The organism is Paenimyroides ceti, from assembly GCF_030409925.1.
Genome location: NZ_JAUFQU010000049.1, coordinates 1 through 12,018, shown reverse-complemented (window position 1 = coordinate 12,018; position 12,018 = coordinate 1). Strand labels below are relative to the sequence as shown.

Sequence of the window (12,018 nt, the reverse complement as noted above, 5' to 3'; positions counted from 1 at the left end):
CCGCCGCAGAAAAACCTGCAAAAATTACAGAATGTATGGCTCCGATACGGGCACATGCCAGCATAGCAACTGCCAGTTCAGGTATCATAGGAAGATAGATACATACTCTGTCGCCTTTTTTTACCCCCTGACTTCTCAGCACGTTTGCCATTTTCGCTACACGTGTGTATAATTCATTGTAAGTAATGATCTGTTCTTTTTCTTCAATACTGTTCGGTTCAAAAATAATAGCGGGCTTATCGCCTCTTTTAGAAAGATGTCTGTCGATACAGTTTTTAACAATATTTACCTTACCTCCTAAAAACCATTTAATCTCTCCTTTGATCATTTCAAACTCAAAAACCTTTTCCCATCCCTGATACCAAAGAAAGTTTTCTTCTGCTATTTTCCCCCAGAATTTCCTCGGTTCTCTAACTGATTTTTTATAATGTTTAAAATATTGTTCTAAATCACTAATTTTATAGTAACTCATAAGATTACGGTATTAAGTATATGGTTATTTTATGTCTTTTTTTGAAAAAAACTAATTTACAAAAGAAATCTTACAAAATGTAAAATCGCTTTGATTTTTATATGTTATTTATAAATACCTTTGGTAAAAATTATCACATGATTACAAATAATGATATCTTAAAAAAATTACGCGTAGCCTTACAGTTGCGTGACGATCAGATTGTAGAAATTTTAGAATTGGTTGATTTCAGAGTTTCAAAAGGAGAAATAGGTAATTTCTTCAGAGCAGAAGATCATCCAAAATATATGGAATGCCAGGATCAGATTCTGAGAAATTTTTTGAACGGTCTTGTTATTTATTTAAGAGGAACTAAAGAAAATCCTAAAAATCCTCAGGAGGTTTTAAAAAAGAATAAAGAGCAGATGCACGCCGGTAAGGAAAACAACAGTAAACCAAAACCTGTGATTAAAGCATCAAAAGAAACACCTAAAAAAGAAGAATTTAAACCTAAGAAAAAAACATTTAGTGCTAAACCCAATGTTTTAGGAAATATTAAATTTAATAACGGCAAAAAGAAAAAGGATTAGTTTTCACTAATCCTTTTTTATGTTTTACTGTACTTCAGCCAATAACTCTTTGGCGTGGTTGATAGCAGAATCCGTTATGTTTTTTCCAGACAGCATCTGTGCTATTTCTAAAATGCGCTCTTCTTTTGTCAATTGTTTGATTTCTGAAACCGTTTGTTCCATATCGTTGTCTTTACGAACTTTATAATGCTGGTTTCCTTTGGCTGCTACCTGAGGTAAATGGGTAATGGCAAAAACCTGCATTTTATGCCCCATCTGTTTCATAATATTTCCCATTTTATCAGCCACATCTCCTGATACTCCGGTATCAATTTCATCAAATATAATGGTTGGCAGATGAAGATAGTTAGCCAAAATTGCTTTAATGGCAAGCATAATACGTGACATTTCTCCGCCTGAGGCTGTCTTTTTCATAGAACCAAGCATCATGCCCTTATTGGCAGAAAACAGCAATTCTATTTCATCCATACCGTTTGATAAAAAAGTATCGGATAGTTTAAGATCAAACTGAAAATGGGCATTTGGCATGCCCAAAGGACTGATTATTGCTTTGATTTCTTCCGTCAACGCAGGAATGATCTTTAACCTGCTTTCATGAATCTGTTTTCCAAGGTTTCTTAAGCTTATTTCCGCTTCAGAAATCTGATGCTGCAACGCTGTAATTTCTTCTGAAATGCCTTCTGCCTGAAAAACCTTTGCATTCAGTTCGTTTTGAATGTCCAATAAAGCTTCTACGGTCTGCACCTGATGCTTTTTTTGCAGGTTATAGATGTTCTGCAATTTACTGTTGATCAATTCTAACTGATACGGATCTTTTATAAGTCGTTCATTTGCCAGTTCGGCCTCATGTTTGATATCATTGAGCTCAATTTCTACACTCATCAATCTATCTGTCAGTTCCTGATAGTCTGATGCAATTGGTGCTACTTTCAGCAAACTACTTTTTATTTCTCTCAGCAGATGCAGTACACCGTATTGTTCATCATTGAGAACCGCAATGGCTTTTTCTAAATGTTCGTTTACAAATTCTACATTGTTGAGTTTCTCAAATTCAGATTCGAGCTCTTCCTGTTCACCGGATTTTAGTTCTGCACTAATAAGTTCCTCAAGTAAAAAAGTATTGTAATCCTGTTCCTTCAACAAAGCCGCCTGTTGGTTTTCGAGTGTGTTGAGTTGTTTTTTTGCTTTTTTATAAGCCTGTAGCTGATATTGGTATTCTGAAATTAAGGGTCGTGTTTGTGCAATGGCATCAATGATTTCTATCTGATAAACTTCATTTGTAAGTTCCTGAGTCTGATGCTGAGAATGGATATCGAGCAACTTATCTCCCAAGGCCTGCAAAACATTCAGATTTACCGGACTGTCATTTACAAAAGCTCTTGATTTTCCGGAAGGTAAAATTTCCCTACGCACAATTGTCTGCTCCTCATAATCAATATCATTTGTTTCAAAAAAAGGTTGCAAAGTATAATTGCCAATCTGAAATTGTGCTTCTATAATGCATTTTCCATCTTTATCTCTGAGTACACTCAAATCAGCACGTTTTTCCTAATACCAAACCTAAAGCATCGAGTAAAATAGATTTACCAGCCCGGTTTCACCAGTTATGATTGAAAACTGATCAGAAAAAGCAATAGAAGAATACGCTATAAGCGCGTAATTTTTAATAGATAAGTTTATTAACATACTGTTTTCAGAGTTACATTCTGTTCCATTTACCTCCGTTGAGAGGTGATATTTTTGTCAGAACTTCTACAACACTTTGTTTATTGAACTCAGGTCGGCAGAAAAAATAGAAACGATTTCATCTGCTTTAGCATCAAAAAACATACGTGTTGGCAGTGCATTTGGTCGGTTTCTATGTACGTTAGAAAGGATATCCAAAGCTGTTTTCACTCCTTTTTTACCCTCTAAAGGATTATCTGCCATAAGATCCATACCGTGTATGTGATATTGATAAATAGCTTCTCTGTATGAAGCATTGGCTCCTGAAAGAATTTCATTTGCAACCGCAAAACGATTGTTTTTATTTCCTTCCTGTTTCCAGCCTTTGGCATTCATCTGTTGTGCCATATTTACAATATTCTGTGCTTTCTGTAAATTTGGAGTCCCTCCGTTTAGGGAGAAGGAATCGGCATCAATACCTACAATAATATTGCATAAAAAGATAAAACGGCTACAAGATTGGAAGAAATATTATTTTCGCTATAGGTCAGCGCTTCAAATTCTATATATTGAAAATCAAAATCTTCATCTCTGAAATTAAAAACCGGTGACGAATAGTTAGAATTGTAAACAGGTCTTGAAGATTGCACCTGTATGCTTCCCGAAAAATTATTTACATCCAGTGTTTTAATGATAATAAGAATATTACAGTCTATTTTTTCGCTTCTGTTTACATTTTTAGTTGACCATTGCGTATTGTCCATAAATTCTTTTACAGCTGTTTTCAGCGTCTTAAACACCTGTTTATTGGATTGTGAAACCGCATCAGAATTTATTTCTACCGTAGTATTCAGTTCCTGTGCCTGAACAAAAAAACCAAATAGTACAAAGACAATAACAAGCCATCTATATTTCATAATGTTCTTTTATTTTATTTACAATATCCTCAGCTACTGCTTCTTTTGATTTCAACTCTTGCGGAAAGATATTAAAATCTTTATCAATAAAGGTAACCTTATTTGTTGGTTTACCAAAACCTGCTCCTTCATCATTTAAGGAGTTTAAAACAATAAGATCTAAATTCTTTTTCTTGATTTTAGCTTTTGCGTGTTCAATTTCATTCTCTGTTTCCAAAGCAAACCCTACGAGATACTGCTGCTTTTTTCTTTCTCCTAAAGAAGCAAGTATGTCCGGATTTTTCTCTAACTCTATTGTAAACGTACTTTCGTTCTTTTTTATTTTCTGTGCCGCCACAACTTTTGGTTTGTAATCTGCTACTGCTGCTGCAGCTACGACAACATCAACAGAATCAAAATATTGATGACAGACATCATACATCTGCTGGGCAGACTCAACTTTAATATTCTTTATGGTGGTGTTTCTGTTTTTCATATGGGTGGGTCCTGTGACTAAAATCACTTCGGCTCCTTTATCAGCCATTGCTTCTGCAATGTCAAATCCCATTTTTCCAGTAGAATGGTTTCGATAAAGCGGACAGGATCAATGGATTCATAAGTAGGACCTGCAGTAACCAATACTTTTTTACCTTTTAAAGAAGTTTCTGCAACAATATGATTTTCTAAAAAGCGAAGTATATTTTCAGGTTCCGCCATTCGTCCTTCACCGGACAGACCGGATGCCAATTCACCGGATTCTGCGGGAATCATTATATTTCCATAAGAAGCTAAAAGGGAAAAATTATGCACTGTGGAAGGATGTTTGTACATATCCAAATCCATTGCCGGGGCAAAATATACGGGGCATTTTGCAGAAAGGTACGTTGCCAGTAACAGGTTGTCACAAGCTCCGGTAACCATTTTTGAAAGGGTATTTGCTGTAGCCGGCGCAATAAGCATGATGTCAGCCCAAAGTGCCAGTTCTACATGGTTGTTCCATGAAGCACCATTCTGATCTTCATAAAAAGTAGAATATACAGGACGTTTAGACAAAGTTGATAATGTTAACGGGGTAACAAAATCACGAGAAGCAGGTGTCATGATTACCTGAACCTGAGCACCTGCTTTTATGAATAATCTAACTAATATTGCTGTTTTATATGCAGCAATACCGCCGGAAATGCCCAGCACTATTTTTTTACCGCTTAAAACAGACATCGGTATATTATTTAGAAGGTTCTTTGTAAGTTACTTCACCATCTAACCACTCTTCTACTGCCAAAGCATGAGCTTTTGGTAGTTTTTCATAATATTTAGATACTTCAATTTGTTCTTTATTTTCAAATACCTCATCTAAACTATCATTATACGTAGCGAACTCATCCAATTTATCAATAAGCTCCTTTTTAATTTCGCTATTGATTTGGTTGGCTCTTTTAGCAATGATGGTGATTGCTTTATAAATATTACCAGTAGATGCTTCTATTTCATCTTTATTATACGTAACCGTATTTACCGGTGCATTCGTTTTTTTTAAGTCCATTTAAATAATTAATTTGTAAATTGTTGTAATTCCTTTTCAACACGTGCCAACATCTGATCAGCATCTGCCTTGTATTTTGTATTTTCATTGAATGAAATCAAGCTTTTATATGCTACCTGAGCATTTTTTAAGCGTTCTTCCATTTTGCTGTACACACTGTTTATTGCTAATTTATAAGCAGAATCGAATTTATAAAACAGTGCATCTTCTTTGAAAACGGAGCCCGGATAATCAAGCATAAAGTTATCCAAAGAAATCATTGCCGCATTATAATCACGTGTATATTCCCCTATCTTATTGTACAGTTTTGCATTTTCAAAAGCTTTACGCTCTATTTTCTCCACCAGCTCTTTGCTGTATTTTTTAGCTAAATCAGCTTTTTCTGATTGCGGATAAGCAGCGAGAAATTCCTGAAATTTTGCAATACCATCATGTGTAACCAACTGATCCAATTTATAATCTTCTGATCTCAGATATAAGGTATAAGCTTCTAAATACATCATCTCTTCTCTGAATACACTCGCAGGATATTTTAAGTTAAACTCCTTGATAATAGGTGTTGCCAATTCATAATTCTTTAAAGCCATTTGCGATTTAGCATAGTTGATGTACAGCATCTGTGCTTCAGGAGCAATGCCTATTTTCGGCTTTGCCTGCTCATATAAACGCGTCGCTTTTCGGTACTTCCCCTTTTCATACAAATCATGAGCTGCAGCTATTTTATAAGCCACATCTTCTGATTTCATAGCTTTCTGATACGTAGACTTACAGCCTGTCAATGCAAGCATTAATAATAAAGCACAGGAAATTTTCTTCATAAATCGGTTTTTATACACCATCAAACCATGTTTAACAGCAAATGCAAATTTAATATTTATAATTGACTCTACAATTCTTTTTTTAGACATAAAAAAAGATGTCCAAATAAAAACATCTTTTTTTAATAATCCACTTAATTTTTCGTTAATATTATTACGCCAGATTGGTCTGTATGGAAGGGAAATTTTTAATATCGTTATCAAACAGATACAAGCCTCCTTTATCATCACCGATCAGGTTGATTTTATCTAAAATAGTACGTGCCGTAGCTTCTTCCTCTATCTGTTCTGATACATACCATTGCAAGAAATTATGAGTAGCATAATCTCTTTCTTCCAGAGAAACATGAACCAACTCATTAATACTTGCAGAAACATACACCTCATGTTCAAACAATTGGGTAAATAATGTTTTGAAAGAGGTATGATCTAATTCTGGCTGTATAACCGCCGGTATAATTGCTTCGCCACCGCGCTGATTGATATATTTTACCAGTTTCAGCATATGTACACGCTCTTCATCTGACTGCGCATACATGAAAGTGGCAATTCCTTCAAAACCCTGGTTTTCTGCCCATGAAGCCATAGCCAGATATATTTGCGATGAATCTCCTTCTATTTTTATCTGCTTGTTTAAAGCGGATTCAATTTTTTTTGATAGCATACTGTTTCTTTTTTGATTATTTAGTTTTTAAATTCTTTGACAAACTGAGTAATACGATTTGATAGATCGCTGTTTACAGGAACCAAAGGAAGTCTTAACGTATTTTCCGATAGGTTCAACGCCTTGAAAACCTCTTTGATACCAGCCGGATTTCCCTGTTCAAATATCATATTGATACTATCACTCAACTGGTAGTGTATCTGATAAGCCTCATCTGCTTTTCTTTCTAATCCCAACTGTACCATTTTTGAAAACGCATGAGGAAAACCTTCTCCAATCACAGAAATAACACCATCTCCTCCTGCAAGTACCATAGGTAGCGTAATCATATCGTCTCCGGAAATTACTAAAAAGCCTTCTGGTCTGTCTTTTATCAGTTGCATTGCCTGAACAATGTCTCCGGCCGCTTCTTTAATTCCTATGATAGAATCACAATCATTTGCAAGTCGTATTACGGTAGCCGGCAACATATTGCTTGAAGTTCTGCCCGGAACATTATAAATTATAACCGGTAAAGGCGAATGCGCTGCAATCATTTTGAAGTGCTGATAAATTCCTTCCTGAGTTGGCTTGTTATAATAAGGAGAAACAGACAAAATTGCATCAAACCCCGATAAATCTTCAGTTTGTAGCTGATGTACTATTTCCATTGTATTATTACCACCTACTCCCAATACCAATGGCAATGTATTATTGTTTGCTTTTTTTACGGTACTTTTTACTAATTCTTTTTCTTCTTTGGTGAGAGTGGCTGCTTCAGCAGTGGTTCCCAATACAACCAAGTAATTTATTCCGCCTTCAATATTGAATTTTACAATTCTCTCGAGGGCTTCCACATCTACAGAAAAATCACTTTTAAAAGGAGTTACAAGTGCTACTCCGGTACCGATAAACTTTTGCATTGAATTTTATATTTAAATTTAGTTGAAGGTATTTTAACATCGTGATGCTTTACAATGAATAAAATCGTTGTAATTTTACCACTACACAAAGTTAAATAATTTAAGGAAGATTTAATGATACGATTTTCTAAAAAAAGACTTCATTTATTAGTTTATTTTTATTCTTAATCTCAATAAATGCATTTTTCGCATGCAGCCCGCATCTGTATCGGAATACAGAAATAAAAGGCAAAAACATCTCTGTCTCCGACACCCTTGCTCCCGACCTTTCTATAGATAAGTTTGTAGCCCTTATAAAAAACATATCGATGAAGATCTGAGCAAAGTCATTTCTCACAGTCCTATAACTATGGACAAATCAAAAGGAAAATGGGAAACCATCATCGGAAATCTATTTGCAGAAGCTACTGTAGAAATTGTAAATCCTGTGTTTCAGAAAAGATATCAAAAAAATATTGATGGCTGTATGCTTAACCACGGTGGCATCCGCTCTGTAATTTCTGAGGGAGATGTAACTACCCGTGCTGCATTTGAAGTAATGCCTTTTGAAAACGAAGCAGTGGTACTTGAATTAAAAGGCGAACAAATCATAGAATTGGCAAACTATATGCTTGCTAATAAAAAGCCCCATCCGTTAGCAGGTATTTTCATTCATATTGATGCTAAAACGCAACAGCTGAAAAATGTATATATCAACGGCAAAATTGTTTCACCTGAAAAGACATACCTTATTGTTACTAACGATTATCTTGCACAAGGAGGTGACAGTATGGTATTTTTTACCAAAGCTGTACGCACCTATACTATGGATTACAAACTGCGCAATGTGCTTATTGAATATTTTAAAAAACATCCTGAACTCCCGGTTATTACAACCCAACATATAATTGAAGAAGGCAATGAATAGAAGAGATTTTTTACAGAAAACTGCCTCAGGAACTGCCTTTGTTGCCCTTGGAGGTTTATCCTTATCCAGTTTTACAGGAAATGATTTAAAGCGTTTAACCATTCTACATACCAACGACACCCACAGTCATATAGATCCTTTTCCTTCTGATCACGGAAAATATCCAAATCAGGGAGGCGTTGCCAAACGTAAAACTTTGATAGACAAAATCCGAAAGGAGAGTAAAAATGTTCTCTTGCTCGATGCCGGTGATATGTTTCAGGGAACCCCTTATTTTAATTATTTTGGTGGTGAACTGGAAATAAAACTGATGAATATGCTGCAATATGACGCTACTACCATCGGTAATCACGAATTTGATAATGGTGTAGGCGGACTGGCTTCCCAGGTTGTAAATGCTAATTTTGATATTCTGAACGCCAATTACGATTTTAAAAATACGGTAATGGACGGCTTAACAAAACCGTATCGGGTTTTTATCAAAGATGGTATCAGAATTGGTGTTTTTGGTCTTGGCGTAAAACTGGCAGGACTTGTCAATAAAAGAGAATATGGAGAAACTGTTTTTATCAATCCCGTTGAAGTTGCCCAGGATATGAGCCGTATTCTCAAAGAACAGGAAAAATGTGATTTGATCATCTGTCTTTCCCATTTAGGCTATAAATATGACATAGCGAGTGATAATGTGAGCGATTTGATGCTGGCTTCACAAACTAAAAATATTGACTTAATCATCGGAGGACATACCCATACGTTTCTCGACAAACCTACTATTGTAAAAAACAGTGAAGATAAGGATGTAATAATTAATCAGGTAGGCTGCTTTGGTCTTGTACTGGGACAAATAGATTTCTTCTTCGATACATCCAAAAACAGTTCTACACTTACTAAAAATATTATAGTGTAGTTGCTTTTTACGATTATAAAGCTAAAAAATCCACTTTTCAGTGGATTTTTTTATGACAAATAGTCTTAAAGTTAATTTGATACAAACTTTAATCCGACGATAGACGCAATCAATGTAAAAATAAAAAACAACCTCCAAAAATCTACGGGCTCTTTAAAAAACAATATTCCCATCAATACGGTTCCTACAGCACCAATTCCGGTCCAAACTGCATAGGCAGTTCCCAAAGGTAAGGTTTGAGTAGCTTTCATCAATAAAGCCATACTGACAATAAGGCTTATTAAAAATCCCAGAAACCATAAATAGGAAGTTGTTCCTGCAGTTTCTCTGAATTTTCCAAGACAGGTCGTAAATCCGATCTCAAAAAGTCCGGCTATAATCAATAATATCCAATTCATTTTCATTTTTATTTTGTGCAAAGATACTCATAAAACCAAGGTTTATCTGGTAGAAAAATAATCTTTTACAATCATCCTATAATTCATTATCTTTGCGGGTATTTTAAAAAATACGTTATTTTTCAAAATTATAATATACACGGAAATGAGACACACCAAAGTAATTGATCTTTTAAATGGATCGAGTCTTTTACAAGAAATTACCGCAAAAGGTTGGGTAAAAACGTTTAGAAACAATCAATTTATTGCATTGAATGACGGTTCTACTATACATAATATACAATGTGTTGTTGATTTTGAAAATTTCCCGGCAGAATTATTAAAGAAAGTTACTACCGGAGCAGCAATAGCGGTAAAAGGTACTTTGATTGAAAGCCAGGGAGCAGGTCAGAAATTCGAAATTCAGGTAAAATCCTTAGAAATATTAGGAGAATCAGATCCTGAAAAATTCCCAATCCAGCCTAAAAAACACTCCTTGGAATTTCTCCGCGAAAATGCACATTTAAGAGTAAGAACGAATGTATTCGGAGCTATTATGCGTGTGAGAAGCGTATTGTCTTATGCGGTACATAAATATTTTCAGGAAAGTGGATTTGTATATGTAAATACGCCTATTATTACCGGATCAGATGCTGAAGGTGCCGGAGAAATGTTTCAGGTAACATCGCTTTCTCTTGATGGTAATGCTCCGAAAAATGAAGATGGCACCATTAACTATAAAGAAGATTTCTTCGGAAAACATACGAATTTGACTGTTTCCGGGCAATTAGAAGCTGAAACGTATGCGATGGCTTTAGGTCAGGTATATACGTTTGGTCCTACTTTCCGTGCAGAAAACTCAAATACATCTCGCCATTTAGCTGAATTCTGGATGATTGAGCCCGAAGTAGCTTTTAATGATCTCGATGCAAATATGGATCTTGCAGAAGATTTTATCAAGTCAATCATTCGTCATGTCATGGAAAAATGTGAAGATGATTTAAAGTTTTTGGAACAACGACTGAAAGACGAAGAAAAAAGCAAACCACAGGCAGAACGCAGTGAAATGAGTTTAATTGAGAAATTACAATTCGTTTTAGAAAACAACTTTAAACGCGTTTCTTATACAGAAACACAGCCTGAAGAAAAAAAGGAGGATATTTTGTCAGAAGATGAAGAGACTGTAGTTACTTCTGTTGAAACACTGGAAGAAAAATTAGAAATCGGTACTCCAATTGAATTTACTTCAGCCGAAAAACATTCTTTCTCTGAGTGGCTGCAACTGACAAAAGCAGAGCCAATAAAAAGAAAAGAAGAGGAAACGGAAGCTATTGAACCACAAAAAGAAGAAAAACTTCAAGAAGAGAAAAGAAAAAAAGAAGAGCTTATCAATCGCTTTATTGAAACAAATCCTAAAATAATCCCTAATAAAAACATGTCTTCAGTGCCTGTATTTATTGAGAAAAACGAGGATGACCAATCTTTTTTAATGACCGAAACCCTTGCAAAAATATACCTGGAACAAAAAAAATATCAAAAAGCAATTCAAGCTTATGAAATATTAATTTTGAAATATCCAGAAAAAAGTAGTTTATTTGCAGACCGAATTTCCAATATTAAAATGTTACAAAACTATAATAGTTAAAAAATGAATACGTTTACAATCTTTTTAGTACTAATAACCATCGTATCCCTTTTATTAATCATTGTTATAATGATTCAAAACCCTAAAGGAGGTGGTCTTGATTCTTCATTAGGAGGTTCAACCAATATTGGAGGTGTACAAAACACAAATAAATTCCTTGACAAAAGTACCTGGACTTTAGCAGCCATATTAATCGGGTTAATTTTGTTATCAAGTTTAAGCTTTACATCCGGTTACAACAACGATTCTAAAATTTTAGATCCGAATGCTGCAACCATACCTGCAGCACCTGTAGCAGCTCCGCAAGGTCAACCTGCACCAGCAGAAACGCCACAGACACCAGCAAACTAAAATCCGTTATTCAAAAAATAACAATGCCAGCACTGACATGCTGGCATTTTTTTTATCCCATTCTGTCATAAAATTGGAATGGCATACTTTATGAAAAATGATAAACACAAAAATAAAAGTCAAATAAATAAACATAAAAATTTTCATTATGGCACTAAACATTAAACCACTTTCAGACCGGGTGATTATTGAAACGGCTGCGGCAGAAACACAAACAGCTTCGGGAATTATTATTCCTGATACAGCGAAAGAAAAGCCACAAAAAGGAACTGTTGTTGCTGTAGGGAACGGAAAAAAAGACG

12 protein-coding genes and 3 pseudogenes are annotated in these 12,018 nt (G+C 35.1%); 6 read left to right on the top strand and 9 right to left on the bottom strand.

Translation table 11 applies throughout. The features are described 5' to 3' along the window. A partial coding sequence (locus QW060_RS22105; RefSeq protein WP_290365161.1) for an AMP-binding protein occupies positions 1-472 on the bottom strand: 472 nt, incomplete at its 3' end. A 140-nt stretch (positions 473-612) separates the two neighbouring features. Here QW060_RS22105 and QW060_RS22100 point away from each other — a divergent pair. Then, positions 613-1,041, top strand: coding sequence for a DUF1456 family protein (locus QW060_RS22100; RefSeq protein WP_290364694.1), 429 nt, complete (start codon positions 613-615; stop codon positions 1,039-1,041). A gap of 24 nt (positions 1,042-1,065) precedes the next feature. Here QW060_RS22100 and recN read toward each other — a convergent pair. The 7 genes and pseudogenes from recN to dapA all read right to left on the bottom strand — a co-directional run bounded on the left by recN (position 1,066) and on the right by dapA (position 7,529). After that, positions 1,066-2,727: pseudogene (gene recN / locus QW060_RS22095) on the bottom strand (DNA repair protein RecN). Positions 2,728-2,793: 66 nt separating this feature from the next. After that, positions 2,794-3,623: pseudogene (gene porD, locus QW060_RS22090) on the bottom strand (type IX secretion system protein PorD). Then, a pseudogene (gene coaBC, locus QW060_RS22085) lies at positions 3,613-4,820 on the bottom strand (bifunctional phosphopantothenoylcysteine decarboxylase/phosphopantothenate--cysteine ligase CoaBC). Before coaBC ends, porD begins: the two co-directional pseudogenes overlap by 11 nt. 7 nt (positions 4,821-4,827) lie before the next feature. After that, positions 4,828-5,145 carry a DNA-directed RNA polymerase subunit omega gene (locus tag QW060_RS22080; protein WP_290362571.1) on the bottom strand — a complete coding sequence of 106 codons (318 nt, stop codon included), beginning with the start codon at positions 5,143-5,145 and terminating at the stop codon, positions 4,828-4,830. Positions 5,146-5,153: 8 nt separating this feature from the next. Further along, positions 5,154-6,191 (bottom strand): outer membrane protein assembly factor BamD, encoded by a 1,038-nt coding sequence (locus tag QW060_RS22075; RefSeq protein WP_290362570.1) that lies wholly within the window; start codon positions 6,189-6,191, stop codon positions 5,154-5,156. Further along, complete coding sequence (locus QW060_RS22070; protein ID WP_290362569.1) at positions 6,118-6,627, bottom strand: ferritin; 510 nt, start codon at positions 6,625-6,627, stop codon at positions 6,118-6,120. Before QW060_RS22070 ends, QW060_RS22075 begins: the two co-directional genes overlap by 74 nt. A gap of 20 nt (positions 6,628-6,647) precedes the next feature. Beyond that, positions 6,648-7,529, bottom strand: coding sequence for a 4-hydroxy-tetrahydrodipicolinate synthase (dapA, locus tag QW060_RS22065; protein WP_290362568.1), 882 nt, complete (start codon positions 7,527-7,529; stop codon positions 6,648-6,650). Between the two features lie 349 nt (positions 7,530-7,878). Here dapA and QW060_RS22060 point away from each other — a divergent pair, with 349 nt between their 5' ends. Next, the gene (locus QW060_RS22060) at positions 7,879-8,436 is read left to right on the top strand and encodes a 5'-nucleotidase C-terminal domain-containing protein (RefSeq protein ID WP_290365160.1); all 558 of its coding nucleotides are present in this window, start codon (positions 7,879-7,881) and stop codon (positions 8,434-8,436) included. After that, complete coding sequence (locus QW060_RS22055) at positions 8,429-9,343, top strand: metallophosphoesterase (protein WP_290364693.1); 915 nt, start codon at positions 8,429-8,431, stop codon at positions 9,341-9,343. Before QW060_RS22060 ends, QW060_RS22055 begins: the two co-directional genes overlap by 8 nt. Before the next feature lie 71 nt (positions 9,344-9,414). Here QW060_RS22055 and QW060_RS22050 read toward each other — a convergent pair whose 3' ends face one another. After that, a complete protein-coding gene (locus tag QW060_RS22050; RefSeq protein ID WP_290362566.1) occupies positions 9,415-9,741 on the bottom strand; it encodes a DMT family transporter in 327 nt (108 codons plus the stop codon). Between the two features lie 145 nt (positions 9,742-9,886). Here QW060_RS22050 and asnS point away from each other — a divergent pair, with 145 nt between their 5' ends. The 3 genes from asnS to QW060_RS22035 all read left to right on the top strand — a co-directional run. After that, positions 9,887-11,365: an asparagine--tRNA ligase gene (asnS, locus tag QW060_RS22045; RefSeq protein WP_290365159.1), complete on the top strand. Its 1,479-nt coding sequence runs from the start codon at positions 9,887-9,889 to the stop codon at positions 11,363-11,365. 3 nt (positions 11,366-11,368) lie between these two features. Then, the gene (gene secG / locus QW060_RS22040) at positions 11,369-11,716 is read left to right on the top strand and encodes a preprotein translocase subunit SecG (RefSeq protein WP_290364180.1); all 348 of its coding nucleotides are present in this window, start codon (positions 11,369-11,371) and stop codon (positions 11,714-11,716) included. A 148-nt stretch (positions 11,717-11,864) separates the two neighbouring features. Further along, on the top strand, positions 11,865-12,018 hold a 154-nt coding region (locus tag QW060_RS22035; RefSeq protein ID WP_450091480.1), incomplete at its 3' end, for a co-chaperone GroES.